This window comes from Streptomyces humicola (assembly GCF_024436035.1).
Lineage (GTDB): Bacteria > Actinomycetota > Actinomycetes > Streptomycetales > Streptomycetaceae > Streptantibioticus_B > Streptantibioticus_B humicola.
Genome location: NZ_JANFNG010000003.1, coordinates 253,746 through 270,200, shown reverse-complemented (window position 1 = coordinate 270,200; position 16,455 = coordinate 253,746). Strand labels below are relative to the sequence as shown.

Genomic DNA, 16,455 nt, shown 5'->3' with positions numbered 1-16,455 from the left:
ATGGAATTTCCTGATATTCATCACCATCTCACCGATACTTCGGACAGGCCAACCGGTGGCTAGTCACGGTATTGGGTCTAGCCTGCGCCGGCGAGTTCGAGGAGCAGGTGGAGGTCGCGGGCGGCGTCGAAGGCCGACAGGCCGGCGGCGATGAGGACGACCGCAGTGGCGGCCAGAGGCAGCAGGCGAAGTTCAGGAGGCGGGGCGAGCAGGGCCGCGACGCGCCGGGGTACGGGGCCTGCGGACTTGAGGGCGTCGCGTCGCCCGATCAGGCCGAGGGCGGCGGCCGGGATGCGGCGGCGGGCGGGGGCGTGCTTGGTGGCGAGAGCGGCCTTTCCGACAGTGCGGGCCACTCGGTGCCGGTCGCCGAAGACGGTGGCGGCGTGTTCGTCGGCCCAGCGTTCCACCGTGTACGTCACGGCGGTGGCCAGCGGACGCAGGAACGGGTTGGCGGCGGCGCCGAGTTGGGCGGACGCGACGAACAGGTAGTGGTGGGCGGTGAGATGGGCGCGTTCGTGGGCGAGCAGGATGTCGCGCTCGGTGGTGTCGAGAGAGCTGAGCATGCCGGTAGAGACCACGATGCGGCCGGGGAGGCCGGGGATGGCATAGGCGTCGGGGGCGGGGTCCTCCATGACGGCGAGCTGGTCGGGGCCGGGCATGCAGGCGGCGTCGAGTCCGGCGGCGAGCAGGGCGCGCAGGCGGCGCCAGAGCATGCGCACTGCTGTGGCGGCCGTGACGACGAGCAGCAGCCCGGCCGCTGCGGCGATGCCGAGCGAGACTGGGTCGTTGTGCTGGATGACGGCGGCTGACCAGTGGCCCAGGTCGGCGACGAGTGGGATGCGGGCCAGACCGGTCAGGGCGAGCACGGCCAGCGCGACCCAACTTGCCGCGGCCAGGACGACAGCGGAAATGGTGAGCGTCCAGGTGGCGGCGCGCGGTTCAAGCCGGTTGCCCAGCGGCCGGGCGAAGACGCCCGCGAGTACGGGGCACAACAGCGGCAGGAACATGGCCAGCTGCACGAGGTCAGCCTCCCCGCGCGCCGGTGCCCAGGTCGGCGCCTCCGTCTCCGTCGAGCAGCCGACGCAGCAACTCCTCGTCGCTGGTGGACAGCTCGTCGACGAAGCGGGAAAGCACCGACTCCCGGTCCGGGCCGCCCTCCATGACCTGGCGCATCCGCCGCGCGGTCAGGCCTGAGGCATCGGTGACGGGTGCGTACGCGTACGCCCGGCCGCGTTTGGTGCGCGTGAGCATTCCCTTGTCGTGCATCCGGGACAGAATCGTCACCACGGTGCTGTAGGAGAGTCCCCCGCCGAGTCGCTCCAGGGCCTCGGCGGGCGTCAGCGCCTGCGGCGACGACTGCAGGGCGGCCAGCACCTCCGCCTCCAGCGCACCGCTGGGCCGTCGCCCGCCCGCGGCCGCCGGCCGATGCCGGTCCGGTCCCATGGGGTGCCCTCCCTCCGATCTCCATTCGGTTCCGCGGCCAGAGGCCAGCAGCCAGCAGCCAGCAGCCAGCAGCCGCAACTTCTACATCACCGTAGAACCTATACCCGCCCGAACGTGCACGGAGCGACGGACACCCGGGCTAACTTCTACGCCACTGTAGATGTTAGTCTGCCGTTCACCTTGCAGCTGCTCAGTGTTGTGCGGCTGTTCCTCGACTTCGAAAGAGCGCGCTTGATGACAGCTCACTCTGCGGTCCAACTGGCCTTCGACGGTGCCGGGATCGACGGTTCGCTGTTCACCTCGATCACCGATTTCGCCAAGGCCACCAAGTGGCTCAACACGCCGCTTGACTTGTGGACCAATGCGGGCCTGGCGGTGTTCGCGGTGCTGATGATCGTGGGTTGGTGGAACGCCCGTCGCCGCGATACCGCGGCCATGGCCGTGGCGCTGGCCGCACCGGTGAGCGTCGGGACCGCCTTCGCCGTCGCCGAGGTGATCAAGAAGTTCGTAGCCGAGGTGCGGCCGTGCTACTCGTTGCCGCACGACTATTTCGTCTCGGCCTGCCCGGCGCCGAACGACTACGCCTTCCCCAGCGGCCACACCACCGTGGCCACGGCGACGGTTGCAGCGCTGTTCCTGCTCGACCGCCGCCTCGCCGTGATCGCCACGGCCTTCGCCATGTTCGAGGGTTTCACCCGCGTCTACCTCGGCGACCACTACCCGCACGACGTCATCGGCGCCGCCGTCATCGCCATGCCCGTGGCCTACGTGACCAGCGTTGCCCTGCGCCGCTGGGCGGCCGGGCTGGTCGGCTCCCTGCGTCAGGGGGCACTCCAGCCGCTGCTCACGGCCGGCCCTTCCGGCGTGCACGCCGCACGCTGAACTCCCGTCGGTGCCGTTGATTGCGACTCACTGCCGCTCGGCGGACAGGCGGGTCAGCGGGTCAGCCGATGACGTTGAGCAGGATCTCGCCGTCGGGGCCGGTTGCCACCCGCTGCACGGCAGGGTCGGACGGTACCAGGCCCCCGTCGTGGGCAGTCTGGAGAATCCGCCGCACGTAGTAGGCGCGCAGATGCGCAGCCGCTCCTCGCGCGACGCGCCCGGGGCGAAGTAGCGGTTGGCGTCGTCGGTGCGCTGTTGCTGATCCCCCAGGAAGACGTCGGGGTAGGCGGATTCGACGATGTAGGCGCCGTAGGCGGGGAACCCGCCGCTGAGCGTGGCGAGCACGGCGGCTCCTGCGAAGAGCAACGGCCCTCCGGCGTCGCCGAGTTCATGCCCTGATCCGGCGGCGCAACGCCTGATACGGCGAACGGCACCGGGCTCACGCATGGCGGGCATCCTTGCCGGTCACGGCCGTCCCGACGATGTCACGCCGGAGATGTCACCCGGAGCACCCCTCACGTGGCGCAGGTCACATGGAGCCAGGCGTGAACTTCTACATCATGTAGTAGCTTGAACGGAGCCGCCCTCCCCTGCAACGCCAGGAGCACCCTTGACCACAGCCTCCGTTCCCCGCATCCGCACCGCGAAGGAGTGGAGCGACGTCCAGCTGCTGCATGCCCTGGAAGAGGCGGTCGAAACCGAACTCAACCGCCATCTGGAGGCCGCCAGGGAGTGGATGCCCCACGAGTACGTTCCGTGGAGCGACGGCCGCAACTTCGACGGGATCCTCGGCGGTGAGGCATGGTCGCTGGATCAGTCGAAGGTCACCGACGTCGCCAGGACATCGCTGGTCGTCAACCTGCTGACCGAGGACAACCTGCCCAGCTACCACCACGAGATCGCGACCCTCTTCGGGCGCGACGGCGCCTGGGGCACCTGGGTTCACCGCTGGACCGCGGAGGAGGGCAGGCACGCCATCGTCATGCGCGACTACCTCCTCGTCTCCCGCGCCGTCGACCCCGTGGAGCTCGAACGACTGCGCATGCAGCACATGTCGACCGGATTCGAGGCCGACAACAGCCACAGCGTGCTGCACCAGATCGCCTACGTGGCCTCCCAGGAGCTGGCCACCCGCGTCGCGCACCGCAACACCGGGCGCGCCTCCGGCGACCCGGTCTGCGACCGGATGCTCGCCCGGATCGCCACCGACGAGAACCTCCACATGGTCTTCTACCGCAACCTGCTGGGCGCAGCCCTCCAGCTCGCGCCCGACCAGACGATGCGCGCCATCGCCGATGTGGTGACCGGCTTCCGCATGCCCGGCCACGGGATGCCGGGCTTCGAGCGGGCCGCCGCCCGGATGGCCATCGGCGGGATCTACAACCTGCGCATCCACCACGACGATGTACTCCAGCCGGTCCTCCGCCACCTGAAGGTGCTGGAGGTCGGCGGGCTCGGCCCGGACGGTCTGCAGGCCCAACAGGAGATCGGGATGTTCATGGGCGGCCTGAACGACCAGGCGGCCAGATTCGAGGAGCGCCGGGAGGCGCTGCTGGCCCGCCGCCGCACGAGCTGAACCGCGGGCCCGCCGGGCACGCCCTCGTCGCCCCTCGCCGCGCAGGTGGTGGGCCTCTTGATCCGTCGACGGGCAGGCGCCGGAGTATCGGCAGGCATACCGTGGGCATGAGAGCACCTTCGGGCCGAGTCGATCTGGAGGAGCCGTCATGGAGGAGCAATTCGTCTGGATCACGGCGCGCCGCATCAAGCCGGGGACGCTGGACGATTTTGAAGGGGCGTGGCGCCCGGAACCCGCCCCTCAGGGCCTGCGCCGCGCCTTCGCGTACTGGTCCGAGGACGGTGCGGAGATCATCGGTGTTTCGTTCTGGGACACCAGGGAATCGTGTGACGCGTACCGCGCCTCGGAGGCGGAGGTGCGACGGCGCCAGGCCATGGCCCCGTACGTCGTCGAGGAGCGCGAAAGCTTCTACCGGGGGCGCGAACTGGCCATCCCGGTGCGGTAGTCACGCCCTGTGCCTCGGCCGCGGTCACGGGGCGACCGGGTCGCGCCGACCGGAGCGCAGCATGCCCGAGGGCTTAGTCTCGCTGCCATGGCTATCCCCCAGTTCCTGGCCGAGTTGCGGTCCGTTGTCGGTACGCGTCCCCTGTGGCTCTCAGGTGTCACCGCAGTCGTCCTCGACGACGAAGGGCGGGTGCTGCTCGGGAAACGGGCCGATACCGGTGAGTGGGCACTGATCAGCGGAATCATCGATCCCGGGGAGCAGCCCGCCGATGCGGCGGCCCGGGAGTGCTGGGAGGAGACCGGCGTACTGGTGGTTCCGGAACGGATCAGCTCGGTCGGCGTCTCCCCGGAGATCGAGTACGCCAACGGGGACCGGGCGCAGTACCTGGACATCACCTTCCGGTGCCGTGCGGTCGGTGGTGAGGCGCGCGTCAACGATGACGAGTCACTCGACGTCGGCTGGTTCGCGCTGGACGCGCTGCCCGAGCTCTCCGGGAGCGCGCGGCGGCGGCTGGCGCTTGCGCTGGACGAGACGCAGGCGGCGGCCTTCGACTTCTCCGGAGTGCCGGCCGCGGCCGAGTAGCACCGCTGGGCACGGCGTCGCAGGTCAGCGCGGGTGGCCGGCGCAGCGGACGGCGATTGTCAGTGGTGGGTGCCAAGCTGAGGGCGTCAAGGGAATCCGCCCGGGGTCCTCGTGCAGGCGGGCGGTTCCGCGATGGAACACGCACGCCTCGGAGGCTCAGGGTCATGCTCACCACAAACTACGTGCCCGGCGCACCCGTCTGGGTCGACCTCAGCACGCCTGACATCCCTGCCACGGCCGCGCACTACCAGGCCCTGTTCGGCTGGGAGTTCCAGTCCGCCGGGCCTGACGCCGGCGGCTACGGAATGTTCGTGCTCGACGGCAAGACGGTCGCGGCCGTGGGTCCGTGTTCGGAGGAGGGTGCCGCCTCCGCATGGACGGTGTACTTCCATACGCCGGACGTGGATGCGACGGCCAAGGCGGTCGAACAGGCAGGAGGGGTGGTCCGGTTCGGGCCGTTCGACGTCTTCGACCGAGGTCGGATGGCCGGCTTCACCGATCCCACCGGCGCCGAGTTCGCCGTCTGGCAGCCCGGGAAGACCAAGGGCCTGGACGCGGTCAACGATCCGAACACCCTGTGCTGGACGGAGCTGCACACCACCGATCCGGAGCAGGCGAAGTCCTTCTACCACTCGGTCTTCGACTGGGAGAGCCAGGACGCTCCGATGGGGGGCTTCACGTACACCGTTGTCAGCCCGTCGGGCGGCGGGCAGGAGGCGAGCCAGGGCGGGATCATGGGGCTCAGCGACGAGGCGCGGAGCGCGGGGGCGACGGCGCACTGGCTGCCGTACTTCGAGGTGGCGGACTGCGATGCGGTGGTGGCCAAGGTCTCCGGAATAGGCGGCACCGTCCTCATGGGGCCCGCCGATCTCGAAGGCGTCGGGCGGATGGCGGCCCTGCGCGACCGCTACGGCGCGGCGTTCTCGGTGATCACCAGCGCCTCCGCCTGACGGGCAGGGCGGGAGACACTGGGGACATGTGCCGCAGTATCAAGACGCTCCGACCGCCCGCGATGCCCGGGGCCGGCGAGGAAGACATCCGGGCGGCGGCGTTGCAGTACGTACGCAAGGTATCCGGGTTCCGCGCACCCGCAGCGCACAACCGGCTGGTCTTCGATCAGGCCGTGGACGCGGTGGCGGAGGCGACGCGGCAGCTTCTGGAGGGGTTGGAGGTGAGGGGCGTCACCGGCCCGGCGGCAGGTAGGCCGACCAGCCGCTGACGAGTCGCGATCCGGTGAGCTGGTGGCGGACCCAGTGCGGCGCGTACGAGGGTGCCGCGCCACCGGGTGGCACGAGGACGGCGACTGTCTCGTGAGCGCCCGCGCGCAGCGCATCCGGGCCGGAGACCATCGAGGAGTCGGTCAGCAGGTTGGAGGAGACGGACGAGGAGCAGCCGGCGTCGTACGCGATCGGCTCGGTGTTGCCGGCGACCAGGCACGGGGGGTGGACGCCTGCGCGGTGGAGGGCGTCGGCGAGCGCGCGGTAGTGGTCGTTGTCGTGGCCGAGGTTGAGGGCGTGGCGGCGCGCGAGCTGCTCCTGGAACGACAGGTGCTGCCCGAAGACGGCGGCCGCGAGGAGGACGGCCGCCACGCCCCAGGGGGTGGGACGGGCCCGTACGGCGTTCAGGCCCTGCGCGATGAGCCCGGCGACCGGCAGTGCGAGCAGCGCGTAGGCGGGGAGGAGGAAACGCGGCGCCGAATAGTTGATCATGAAGAGGTAGGGGACGGAGAGCGAGAGCGCACACACCACTGGCGTCACCGTCACCGCGCCCCGGCCTGGACCGCCCTGCCTGAGCGGACCGCCCTGCCTGAGCGGCCCGCCCGCCCGCGCGGCCGCCGGTGACGCCAGTGCCGCCAGGACCAGCACGGGGATGGCCAGCCACCACAGGACGTCGCCGAGGGGCGGGTAGCCCACGAGGCAGGGGCGGCACAGCAGCGGACCGTCGGCCGCGCGCAGGGCGTTGGCGACGTTCCACGTCAGCCCTACGCCGCCCTCGATGACGCCGGAATCGGCGAGCCGTTGCTCCACCCCGCCGAAGCGTACGTATGCCTCCGTCACCCACTCGGCGAGTCCCGCGCCGAGCCCGGCGGCGACGGCCGCCGCCACGCCGGGGCGGCGCCAGGCGCGTACCAGCAGGGCTGCGCCCAGCAGCGGCAGGGCCAGATAGGCACCGTCGGGTGCGCGGACGAGTGCCGCCCAGCCGACGGCGAGAGCGAGGCCGAGGAGGTGACGGGGGCGCGGCCGCTCGTGGACTGCGCGCAGGAAGAGGCCGACGGCGGCCACGGCGCTGAACGCCACCCAGATGTTCGGCATCAGTTGCGCGCCGTAGTCGACGGTCACCCACAGCGTGGCGAAGAGGAGCGCGGCGAGTGCGGCGGTGCGGGCGCCGATGAGGCGGCGCCAGGTCCCGAAGGCCGCGTGGAGCAGGATCCCGGAGACGACGGCGAGACAGAGGCGGATGACCAGCGGGTTCGAGGTGAACAGGGCCACGGGAGCGCCGAGCAGGGAGACACCGCGCGAGCGCGGGGCGCTGAAGAACGTGGCGACGGAGTGCGGGTCGATCTGTGAGAAGTAGATCGACTCGTCCCAGGCGAGACTCCGGTGGTTGACGGGGACGGTGAGGACGAGCTGGGCGAGGACGTAGACGACGGCGACGGCGGCGAGCTGCCGGTGGTTGTGCTCGCGCGGCCGGTGGTCGGGGCGCGGTGCGGTGGCGGGGGTGCCGTTCCTGTGTCGGATCCGGTGTCGGAGCGGACCGGCGAGTGTCATGGCTCTCCTGGTCGTGTGACGCAAAGCCTGTCGTACTTCCTTGAACCACGACAATCATGGATTAACAGACCGCGGAAGAGGCGGTATCGCCACGAAGCAATGGCCGGTGCTCATACGGGCGATGAGCACCGGCCACGCGGTCACGGACCGGTCGGGGGCGGTCCGGGGCCGGTCGGCTACGACTGGGAGAGGGTGAAGTGGTCGAAGTCGGTCTCGCCGATCGTGCCGGAGTTGTGGGCGGTGGAGAACAGACCGACGTCCTGTGTGGTGGCGGCGCTCGGCACCGAGACGGTGTCGATCAGGGTCCACGTCTTGTCGTCCGTCGAGTAGTAGCCGCTGTACGACGTGCCGTTGCGCACGAGCTTCAGCCACGTGGGGTAGGAGGCTGTGCCGAGCCCTTCGTTGGACGGGGCGCTGTTGGAATCGAGTTGGCCGTTGCCGGTCGAGTCCCACTGCACGACGTAGCCATGGCCGGGCGTGACCGCGACGATCAGATAGCCGGGTGAGGTGTTGGCGGCGGTGATGTCGTTGCGCACCATGATGCCGGCCTTGGCCCAGGCGTTGGTGTCGCTCTGCGAGGTGATCTCGACGGTCGCGACGGTGCCGTTCTGCTCCGCGCCCTGCTGGTAGATCGCTCCGTACTCATTGGTCGAGCCGAAGACGTCCGCACCGGAGGCGCGGACGCCGAGCTCCGTGCCGACCTGCCCGAAGTCCGCCGTCGTCGACGCGACCGTCCTGTACGGGGCCTGGACAGGCGAGCTCACCGTGACGCTCTGGCTGCCGTTCCAGCTCTGTTGCGTTCCGGCGGGCCAGGTGTAGGTGACGCCGTCGGTGGCCGTGCCGGTCTCGAAGAGCTGTGCCGCGGTGGGGGCTTTCACCTGGAAGGTGGCCTGGACGGTGCGGCCGGTCGGCACCGCCGCGAAGGTCGTGGGGGTGCTGGGGGTGGCCGACCACCCTGCGGGCAGGCGCAGGGCGAGCCGGACGCCCTGGGCCGGTTCGCGGCCGTTGTCGGTGAAGGACTCGGTGGCCGTCACGGTCTGGCCGGAGGCCACCTCGGACAGGCCGCTCAGGGAGAGGGTGGTGCTGGGGGGCGCCGCCGCGGGGTTGCTCGCCGGTGTCGCCCGGTACAGCGCGACGCCGTGGGAGGGAATGGTGGCGCTGATGGTGCCCGCGGTCTCCGTCGTCTTGTGGCTCCACAGGTCGTTCAGCAGATACGACGGCGCCGAGGAGAGCCCGGCCGCGGAGGCCGTGGTCGAGATGGTCTCGGTCGACGACCCGGTGTTGAACAGCGCGACGATCGCGTCGCCGTTGCTCTCCTTCTTCACGAAGACCTGTTCGGTGCTGCCGTTGACGATCCGGGAGGCGTCGATGCCGTCCTGGTCGACGGCGAGCACATCGGTGTTCTTCAAATAGTCGAGGTCGGTGGGGTCGAGGCTGGTCAGGTCCGTGCCAAGGATCAGCGGGGAGGCGGCCATCGCCCACAGGCTCATCTGGGTCTGCCGTTCGACGGGTGTCAGACCGTCGTTGCTGCCGTTGCCGACCTCGGTGGAGTCGTAGTCGTTGAACGCCCCGGGCCCGCCGTACGGCTGCCACGCGGCTACCTGGTTGAACCGGCCCGCCACATTGTTCCAGTCGGTGAGCGGATAACTGCTGCCGCCCGAGCCGCAGTAGCACTCGATGTCGCCGCCGGTGCGCCAGCCATTGGCGTACTGCTCCCAGGTGGAGGCATTGGAGACGGACAGGCTGTTGGAGAGTTCGAGGTGGATCGGGCGGCCGGTCTGCCGCAGGGCGTTCGACCATGCCTCGACGTCCGGGATGTCCCAGGAGCCGACGCCGTCGATCTTGACGTAGTCCACGCCCCAGGACGTCATCTCGTCGGCCCAGGAGTTGATGAACGCCTGGGCTCCGGGCTTGCTGTAGTCGATGCCGACCATGCCGCCGCAGTTGTAGTTCTTCTCCGACACGCTTGGCTCGGCGATGTCGTCGGCGTGGTAGGACGTGCCCTGGATGGGCGTGTTCTGGGCGACGGCCTGCTTCGAGATGCCGGGTGTGACGTAGAGGCCGAACTTCAGGCCGTCGGCGTGCACGTGGTCGGCGACGGCCTTGATCCCGTTCTCCGAGCCGGAGGACGGGAACTTGGCGGGGTCGGTCACCCAGCGGCCGTACTGGTCCACGTTCGGGCCCTGACTGCCGGGGCATTCGTAGTAGAAGTCGTCGAGGTTGACGTACTGGTAGCCCTCTTTGGCCAGGCCGCTGGACTTCATCGCGTCCGCCTGGGCGTCGATCGCCGAAGCGGTCGGGTGGCTGCGCAGGAAGCTCCAGCTGCTCCAGCCCAGCGCAGGCTTGAGGCCGACGCCGTTGTTCTCGGCGTTCGCGGACGGGGCACTGGACGCAAGCGCGGCTCCGGCCAGCGTCAATGTCGCGGTCAATGCGGCCATCACCGCACGTATGTGTCTAGGCATCGTCTCCCCTTGAGTGGCAGGTTCCGCCTCTGATGGGTCATCACGATCCTCCAGGGGACACCAAAGTTAAACGTGTCCGAACAAAATCACAAGGAGTCGTGCGCCGTGGGCCTTGACAGGCGGATCTCTCGGCGGTGGTATCTGGAAGCTCACGTTTGGTTGTGTTCCACCCATCACACCCCTCGGGAGGGGTCATGGCACAGTCAACCTCCGGCGGACACCAGCTGTCCCGGCGTTCCCTGCTGCGCACGGCGGCGCTCGGCACGGGCGCTCTGGCGCTGCCGCCGGTTCTCACCGCCTGTAGCAGCGGCTCCGGAAGCGGCGGTTCCGGCACCGACAGCAAGACCGTCAGCTTCGGGTCGAACGCGGCCGTGCCGGAGCCGAAGGGTGCATACGAGACCGTGTTCGCGGCGGCGAAGTCGGCCACCGGCATCTCGGTCGACGTCAACTGGGTGGACCACAACACCTTCCAGCAGAACATCACCACGTATCTGCAGGGCAATCCGCAGGACGTATTCAACTGGTTCGCGGGCGAGCGCATGCAGTTCTTCGCCGGGCAGGGCCTGCTCAGCACCGTCGACGACGTGTGGTCCGCGATCGGCTCCAACTACACCGACGCCATGAAGGCGCAGAGCAAGGGGACCGACGGGCACTACTACTTCGTGCCGTTCGACTACTACCCGTGGGCCGTCTTCTACAACAAGAGCCTGTGGCAGTCGAAGGGCTACACCGCCCCCACCACTTGGGACGAGTTCACCGCGCTGGCGAAGAAGATGAAGTCGGACGGGCTGATCCCGATCGCCTTCACCGACAAGGACGGCTGGCCCGCGATGGGCACGTTCGACTACCTGAACATGCGCATGAACGGGTTCACCTTCCACATCAACCTCATGCGCAGCGGCCAGGGCTGGAACTCCCCGCAGGTCAAGGCGGTGTTCGACCAGTGGCGTGAGCTGATCCCGTACTACTCGCCGGGCTTCCTCGGCCTGACCTGGCAGGAGGGTGCGCAGCAGATCCTCAACAAGCAGGCCGGGATGATGGTCCTCGGCCTCGACCAGATCGGCACCATCTTCACCGGCTCCAACGCCGGCAACCTGGGCTTCTTCCCGTTCCCGACAGTCAACCCCAGCTACGGGCAGGACGCCGTCGAGGCCCCGATCGACGGGTTCATGATGGTCAAGTCGCCGAAGAACCACGACGGTGCGGTCAAGCTGCTCGAATACCTCGGCACGGCCAAGGCCCAGCAGATCTGGCTCGGCTCCAACCCGGCGGACATCGCAACCGCCAACGGCGTGGACACCTCCAAGTACACGCAGCCGCAGACCGATGCCATGAAGCTGATCCAGGGCGCGAAGCAGATCTCGCAGTTCATGGACCGCGACACCCGGCCCGACTTCGCCGACCCGGTGATGCTCCCGCAGATCCAGTCGTTCCTGAACGACCCGGGCTCGATCTCCGGGATCCTCTCCAACATCGACAAGCAGGCCAAGTCGATCTGGGCGAGCAACGGATGACGACCGTCCAGGATGCACGCAGCGCGCCGCCGTCCGCGCGTACGGGGACCGGCCGGGGGCGCCGCCGCTCACGACGGCTGACCTCACACGACCGGATCACGCTGACGCTGATGGGCGGCGTGCCGACGCTGCTGACCGTGGGGCTGGTATGGCTACCGGCCCTGCTGTCGGTGGCGTTGTCGTTCTCCAGCTGGCCCGGGATCGGCGGGGTCTCCTCGATCCACTGGGTGGGCCTGGAGAACTACCGGAACATCTTCACCGAGTACCCGCAGTTCCCGCCGGCGATCGAGCACAACCTGCTCTGGCTGGCCGTCTTCTTCCTGCTCCCGGCGCCCTTCGGACTCTTCCTCGCCGTCCAGCTCGATAAGCAGATACGGTTCTCCCGCCTCTACCAGAGCGTGCTGTTCCTGCCGGTTGTGCTCTCCCTCGCCCTGATCGGCTTCATGACGGAGCTGATCTTCTCCCCCACCCAGGGGCTGATCAACAACCTCACCGGGGACACCCACCAGGGCAACATGATCGACTGGCTGGGCGACCCCCACCTGAACATCTGGGCCGTTCTGGTCATGGCCTGCTGGCGCCAGACCGGCTATGTGATGATCCTCTACCTCGCCGGGCTGAAGAGCGTCGACCCCTCGCTCAAGGAGGCCGCGGCACTCGACGGCGCCAATGGATGGCAGGCGTTCCAGCACGTCGTATGGCCCGCGCTGCGTTCCATCAATGTCGTCGTCCTCGTCATCACCGTCATCGAGTCGCTGCGCGCCTTCGACATCGTCTACATCATCAACCGCGGCACCGACGGCCTGGAACTGCTCTCCGTCCTCGTCACCGACAACATCATCGGGGAGGCCAGCCGCATCGGCTTCGGCTCCGCCCTCGCCACCATCCTCCTGGTCATCTCGCTGGCGTTCATCGTCCCGTATCTGATCACCATCTTCCGGAAGGACGAACGCGAATGACCGCGACCACCGTCCACCGCCCCACGTCGCGGCCCGCCCCGCCCGTCGCGGCGCACCGCCCGCGCCCGGCGCGCATCTCGCGGATCGCCCTGCACGCCTTCCTGGTGGGCACCTGCGTCATCTGGCTGGCGCCGCTGATCTACGCCTTCTACACCGCGCTGCGCCCGTACGACTCGACGGCGACTCGCGGCTATGTCTCCGTCGGCGGCCCGTACAACCTCTCCAACTTCACCACCGCGTGGAGCCAGGCCGACCTGCCGCGCTACTTCTGGAACTCCATGGTGATCACCGTGCCCGCGCTGGTGTTCACCCTGCTGCTGGCGAGCATGGTCGCCTTCGTCGTCGCCCGCTACAGCTTCCGCATCAACATCGCGCTGCTCCTGCTCTTCACCGCGGGCAATCTCCTCCCCCAGCAGGCGATCATCACCCCGCTCTACAAGATCTACCAACTGGTGCCGCTGCCCACCTGGCTGGCCGCGTCGGGCAAGCTCGACGACTCCTTCCTCGGGCTGATCCTCATCCATGTCGCCTTCCAGACGGGCTTTTGCGCCTTCGTCATGTCCAACTACATGCGCACCATCCCGGGCGAACTCGGCGAGGCCGCCCTGATGGACGGCGCATCCGCCTGGCGCCAGTACTGGCAGATCATCCTGCCGCTGTGCAGGCCGGTGCTCGCGGCGCTGGCCACCCTCGAATTCACCTGGATCTACAACGACTTCTTCTGGGCGACCGTCTTGATGCAGACCGGCGCCAACCGCCCGATCACGGCGGCCCTCAACAACCTCACCGGCGAGTTCTTCGTCAACAACAACCTGATATCGGCCGCCTCGCTCATCGTCGCCGTACCGACCCTCGTCGTCTTCTTCGCCCTGCAGCGGCAGTTCGTGGCGGGACTGACCCTCGGTTCGTCGAAGGGCTGAGCCCGCAGCGTTCAGCGCTTGCGCAGGAGGGAGACGATCCAGAGCAGGCAGGTGGCCGCGCCCAGCGCCGCGCCGAGCAGCGCCACGCCCGTCCAGCCGCCGCGGGTGTAGGCGAGGGTGGAGAGCCCCGAGCCCGCCACGCCGCCGACGAAGTAGCACGTCATGTACGCGGAGGTGAGCCGGGCACGGGCCTCGGGGCGCAGGGTGTAGATCTGGCTCTGGTTGGTGATGTGCAGCCCCTGGACGACCAGATCGAAGGCGGCGATGCCGGTCACCAGCAGAGCGAGCGAGTGCTGGCCGAGCCCCATCGGCAGCCACGTCGCCAGCAGCAGCAACGCGCACACCCCGGTGGTCAGCCGCGCCCCGCCCCAGTCGGCCAGCCGCCCGGCCAGTGACGCGGCGACCGCACTGGCCGCCCCGGCGAGGCCGAACAGGCCGATGACCGCCGGGGGGGTAGTGGTACGGGGGTCCGGCGAGCATCAGGCCCAGCGGCGTCCACAGCACGGTCAACTGCTCGGCCGTGTAGCGGCCGAGCTTGTTGACTCGGTCGTAACGGCTCCGCTTACGCTCCCGACTGCCCCCTACGGCAGGGCGGTCACGGGTCGCATCTACCGGTTGCGGCTATGCCGGGGCCGGTACGGGCATGGTGACGAATACCCACGCCGGGATCGTGGCATGCAGCACACCCGTCTCGGCGACATCGACGCGGGTGATGGTCCGTCCGCGTCCGCAGGAGTCTAGGACGTGCCTGTGGCTCTCGATGTCCGCAGGTTCCGGTACGGATCAGGTCCGGCTCACGGGCTGACGTACAGGTGCAGCCCGGGAATGGTGAGCCTTTCGGTGCTCAGGAACTGGTTGTAGGCGACGACGTTGGTGAAGAAGATCGGGATCGGCAGGGTGAGCCCGGTCGGCAGCGGCGGCGGCATGCTCGGGGTGAAGACGACCGGGAGCAGGCCGAGGAGGCTGCCGCTGAGCACCTTTGTCAGCAACACGACGGGCCGACCGGTGCCGACCGTGGTGCTGCCGGGCGCGGCGTCGGTATGCACTCGTCCCTGACACACGCTCCACGGTCCGTCGGCGTGCCGGTCGACCTTGCCGATGCCGTTGATGCCTTGGATGCTGGAGTCGTCGTCGAGGGGGAACCGCACGCCGGGGAGTCCGCGGAAGCGCGGGTAGTGAATGCGCGGTCCGCCGTGTCCGCAGTCGGGCGGCAGCAGCGGGTTGGTCTGGCGCAGGCTGTCGATGTCGACCTGAGTCGCCGTGAAGACCAGCACCTTCGTACGGCCCTCGCTGGTCGGCAGCGAGGTGATGCCGTGGAACGTCAGGTTGACCAGGACGAGCAGCGGTGTGAGCACCTTGAACGGCTGGGCGGCGACCGGTGGCCTGAACTTGTGGGCGTCGGGGACGAAGTCGTACTTGAGGGACGGGATGCACCAGGGCGAGTCGTGGTCTGCCTTCCCCGACGCCGTGAACTGCAGCGGGAGATTCGACAGCAGCTTGTCCATGCCGCCGTCGCGCGGGAGCGGGGGGATCTTGAGATGCAGCAGGTGCGGGGTGAGGGAGTTGCCGGAGAGCAGGCCCTGCAGACTCGATGCGTCGCTTGTATCGCCTTTGCCTCCCTCATCACCCTTGTCGTCCTGGTGATCGGAGTTGCCCGGCTCGCTTCCGTCATGGTGCGGGCTCGCGTCGCTGTGCTGCGGCGCGGTGAGCGCCCGTACGCTGGCGCGCGACGGCGCCGCCGGGGAGTGGACGGCCCGGCTCGTGGAGGTCGCGTCGTGTGCGTGATGTCTGGAGTTTTCGTCGAGGCCGAGCAGGTCGGAGACGGCGCGCAGCAGTCCGCCTCCGGAGTGGTGGCGCACGGTGCTCCTGTGCGAGCCGCCGTCGTGGTCGCCGCGGTCGTCCCGCTGGCCCGGGAAGTGCAGGCGGACGGAGGTGTGCAGCCCCAACGGGGCATGCACGCTCACCTGGTAGAGGTTCGGACGGTCGGGTGATTTGCCGGAGCTGCGGTCGCTGTCGTACGAGTGGGTGCCGTGTCCGTGCGATGTCGAATCGCTCGCGCCCATCAGCCCGTCGAGCAACGAGCAGATGCCGTGGTCCTGTTGCTTACCGTGCTTCGAGTCGATCTGCAGTACGTCGCTGAGCATGCTGAGCGGGTCGTAGGCATCGGGCGGCAGCCGGGATCCGGGATCGGGCAGCGGGTGCAGCCCGCCGGCGATCAGCGCCCCGACGGGCAGCACCCCGAGGACCCGCAGCCGGTCGCCGAAGAGGCGGCGGTACGCGACGCTCGGGCCCGACGGGCGGTCCGACCCGCCGCCCGAGGCGCCGGCGCCCGGTCCGCCCGTGCCGCTGATGCCGCCGGAGCCCGGCGTACCCCCGTTGCCCCCGGCGCCTCCGTTGCCTCCCGGGCTGCCCGCTCCCCCGCGACCGTCCCCGCCGCCGCTACCCGACCAGTCCGGGACGATCGGCGGGGGCTCCGGCGTACCGTCCGGCACCCAACTGATCGCCATCGTCCCGCCGATGATGCCGAGCAGGAATCCGATGATGAATCCGCCGAGGTTGGACAGCACGAGCGAGGCGATGGCGAGGATCAGGGTCGCGATCCCCGCGAACGCCCGGTAGTTCGGGGCGGCCCACATGCTCAGCCCGAGGACGATCATGAAGATCCCCATGAGCCCGCCCGCGACGCCCGCGACCCCTTCGTGGATCATCAGGGGCAGCGGTGCAATGGGGATGGAGAGGATCTCCAGGCCCGCGAGAAGCGTCCACAGTCCAGCCCAGAACGGACGGCTGTGCCGCCAGTCCCGGAACGCCCTCCAAGGGGAACGCCGACCGCCGGACGGCGTCTCGTCCCCCGCGCGCACCGGCGCACTACTCACATCGAACTCCCCGAGTTGGTGGTTGTCT

The 16,455-nt window shown here is 69.1% G+C and carries 16 protein-coding genes; 9 read left to right on the top strand and 7 right to left on the bottom strand.

The features are described 5' to 3' along the window. Window positions 1-77: 77 nt before the first annotated feature. The gene (locus NGB36_RS07265) at window positions 78-1,019 is read right to left on the bottom strand and encodes a M56 family metallopeptidase (RefSeq protein WP_255919289.1); all 942 of its coding nucleotides are present in this window, start codon (window positions 1,017-1,019) and stop codon (window positions 78-80) included. A gap of 4 nt (window positions 1,020-1,023) precedes the next feature. Beyond that, window positions 1,024-1,443 carry a BlaI/MecI/CopY family transcriptional regulator gene (locus tag NGB36_RS07260; protein WP_255919288.1) on the bottom strand — a complete coding sequence of 140 codons (420 nt, stop codon included), beginning with the start codon at window positions 1,441-1,443 and terminating at the stop codon, window positions 1,024-1,026. Between the two features lie 234 nt (window positions 1,444-1,677). Between NGB36_RS07260 and NGB36_RS07255 the strand changes: the two genes are divergently transcribed. Further along, a complete protein-coding gene (locus NGB36_RS07255) occupies window positions 1,678-2,325 on the top strand; it encodes a phosphatase PAP2 family protein (protein ID WP_255919287.1) in 648 nt (215 codons plus the stop codon). 27 nt (window positions 2,326-2,352) lie between these two features. Here NGB36_RS07255 and NGB36_RS07250 read toward each other — a convergent pair whose 3' ends face one another. Further along, on the bottom strand, window positions 2,353-2,772 hold the full coding sequence (locus tag NGB36_RS07250) for a hypothetical protein (protein ID WP_255919286.1): 420 nt from the start codon (window positions 2,770-2,772) through the stop codon (window positions 2,353-2,355). A gap of 163 nt (window positions 2,773-2,935) precedes the next feature. Between NGB36_RS07250 and NGB36_RS07245 the strand changes: the two genes are divergently transcribed. The 5 genes from NGB36_RS07245 (at window position 2,936) to NGB36_RS07225 (ending at window position 6,147) form a co-directional block, all read left to right on the top strand. Next, complete coding sequence (locus NGB36_RS07245; RefSeq protein WP_255919285.1) at window positions 2,936-3,901, top strand: acyl-ACP desaturase; 966 nt, start codon at window positions 2,936-2,938, stop codon at window positions 3,899-3,901. A gap of 148 nt (window positions 3,902-4,049) precedes the next feature. After that, on the top strand, window positions 4,050-4,346 hold the full coding sequence (locus NGB36_RS07240; protein ID WP_255919284.1) for a hypothetical protein: 297 nt from the start codon (window positions 4,050-4,052) through the stop codon (window positions 4,344-4,346). Between the two features lie 87 nt (window positions 4,347-4,433). Beyond that, entirely contained in the window at window positions 4,434-4,928 is a 495-nt protein-coding gene (locus NGB36_RS07235) for an NUDIX hydrolase (RefSeq protein ID WP_255919283.1), read from the top strand. A gap of 164 nt (window positions 4,929-5,092) precedes the next feature. Then, the gene (locus NGB36_RS07230) at window positions 5,093-5,878 is read left to right on the top strand and encodes a VOC family protein (RefSeq protein WP_255919282.1); all 786 of its coding nucleotides are present in this window, start codon (window positions 5,093-5,095) and stop codon (window positions 5,876-5,878) included. Window positions 5,879-5,904: 26 nt separating this feature from the next. Then, window positions 5,905-6,147 (top strand): DUF2277 domain-containing protein, encoded by a 243-nt coding sequence (locus tag NGB36_RS07225; RefSeq protein ID WP_255919281.1) that lies wholly within the window; start codon window positions 5,905-5,907, stop codon window positions 6,145-6,147. Here the strand turns inward: NGB36_RS07225 and NGB36_RS07220 are convergent. Then, complete coding sequence (locus NGB36_RS07220; RefSeq protein ID WP_255919280.1) at window positions 6,110-7,696, bottom strand: glycosyltransferase family 39 protein; 1,587 nt, start codon at window positions 7,694-7,696, stop codon at window positions 6,110-6,112. The two genes, NGB36_RS07225 and NGB36_RS07220, sit on opposite strands and share 38 nt — an antisense overlap. Before the next feature lie 176 nt (window positions 7,697-7,872). After that, a complete protein-coding gene (locus NGB36_RS07215) occupies window positions 7,873-10,158 on the bottom strand; it encodes an NEW3 domain-containing protein (RefSeq protein ID WP_255919279.1) in 2,286 nt (761 codons plus the stop codon). A 194-nt stretch (window positions 10,159-10,352) separates the two neighbouring features. On the opposite strand from NGB36_RS07215, the gene NGB36_RS07210 reads away from it, so the two are divergent. Genes NGB36_RS07210 through NGB36_RS07200 form a run of 3 tightly spaced genes read left to right on the top strand, consistent with a single transcriptional unit; the run spans window position 10,353 to window position 13,551 of the window. Further along, entirely contained in the window at window positions 10,353-11,672 is a 1,320-nt protein-coding gene (locus tag NGB36_RS07210) for an ABC transporter substrate-binding protein (protein ID WP_255919278.1), read from the top strand. After that, complete coding sequence (locus NGB36_RS07205; RefSeq protein ID WP_255919277.1) at window positions 11,669-12,631, top strand: carbohydrate ABC transporter permease; 963 nt, start codon at window positions 11,669-11,671, stop codon at window positions 12,629-12,631. Before NGB36_RS07210 ends, NGB36_RS07205 begins: the two co-directional genes overlap by 4 nt. Beyond that, window positions 12,628-13,551 (top strand): carbohydrate ABC transporter permease, encoded by a 924-nt coding sequence (locus NGB36_RS07200; protein ID WP_255919276.1) that lies wholly within the window; start codon window positions 12,628-12,630, stop codon window positions 13,549-13,551. The genes NGB36_RS07205 and NGB36_RS07200 overlap by 4 nt, the downstream gene beginning before the upstream one ends. An 11-nt stretch (window positions 13,552-13,562) precedes the next feature. Here the strand turns inward: NGB36_RS07200 and NGB36_RS07195 are convergent, their stop codons facing one another. Both NGB36_RS07195 and NGB36_RS07190 read right to left on the bottom strand, forming a co-directional pair. Next, window positions 13,563-13,991, bottom strand: coding sequence for an MFS transporter (locus tag NGB36_RS07195; protein ID WP_372509389.1), 429 nt, complete (start codon window positions 13,989-13,991; stop codon window positions 13,563-13,565). A gap of 354 nt (window positions 13,992-14,345) precedes the next feature. Next, a complete protein-coding gene (locus NGB36_RS07190; RefSeq protein ID WP_255919275.1) occupies window positions 14,346-16,427 on the bottom strand; it encodes a DUF6114 domain-containing protein in 2,082 nt (693 codons plus the stop codon). Window positions 16,428-16,455 lie beyond the last annotated feature (28 nt).

Excerpts from the sequence above, each read along its gene's own strand:
- NGB36_RS07235 (WP_255919283.1), top strand. The coding sequence starts at position 4,434 with ATGGCTATCCCCCAGTTCCTGGCCGAGTTGCGGTCCGTTGTCGGTACG.
- NGB36_RS07255 (WP_255919287.1), top strand. The coding sequence starts at position 1,678 with ATGACAGCTCACTCTGCGGTCCAACTGGCCTTCGACGGTGCCGGGATC.
- NGB36_RS07210 (WP_255919278.1), top strand. The coding sequence starts at position 10,353 with ATGGCACAGTCAACCTCCGGCGGACACCAGCTGTCCCGGCGTTCCCTG.
- NGB36_RS07260 (WP_255919288.1), bottom strand. The coding sequence starts at position 1,443 with ATGGGACCGGACCGGCATCGGCCGGCGGCCGCGGGCGGGCGACGGCCC.
- NGB36_RS07200 (WP_255919276.1), top strand. The coding sequence starts at position 12,628 with ATGACCGCGACCACCGTCCACCGCCCCACGTCGCGGCCCGCCCCGCCC.
- NGB36_RS07205 (WP_255919277.1), top strand. The coding sequence starts at position 11,669 with ATGACGACCGTCCAGGATGCACGCAGCGCGCCGCCGTCCGCGCGTACG.
- NGB36_RS07220 (WP_255919280.1), bottom strand. The coding sequence starts at position 7,696 with ATGACACTCGCCGGTCCGCTCCGACACCGGATCCGACACAGGAACGGC.
- NGB36_RS07225 (WP_255919281.1), top strand. The coding sequence starts at position 5,905 with ATGTGCCGCAGTATCAAGACGCTCCGACCGCCCGCGATGCCCGGGGCC.
- NGB36_RS07230 (WP_255919282.1), top strand. The coding sequence starts at position 5,093 with ATGCTCACCACAAACTACGTGCCCGGCGCACCCGTCTGGGTCGACCTC.
- NGB36_RS07250 (WP_255919286.1), bottom strand. The coding sequence starts at position 2,772 with ATGCGTGAGCCCGGTGCCGTTCGCCGTATCAGGCGTTGCGCCGCCGGA.
- NGB36_RS07240 (WP_255919284.1), top strand. The coding sequence starts at position 4,050 with ATGGAGGAGCAATTCGTCTGGATCACGGCGCGCCGCATCAAGCCGGGG.
- NGB36_RS07215 (WP_255919279.1), bottom strand. The coding sequence starts at position 10,158 with ATGCCTAGACACATACGTGCGGTGATGGCCGCATTGACCGCGACATTG.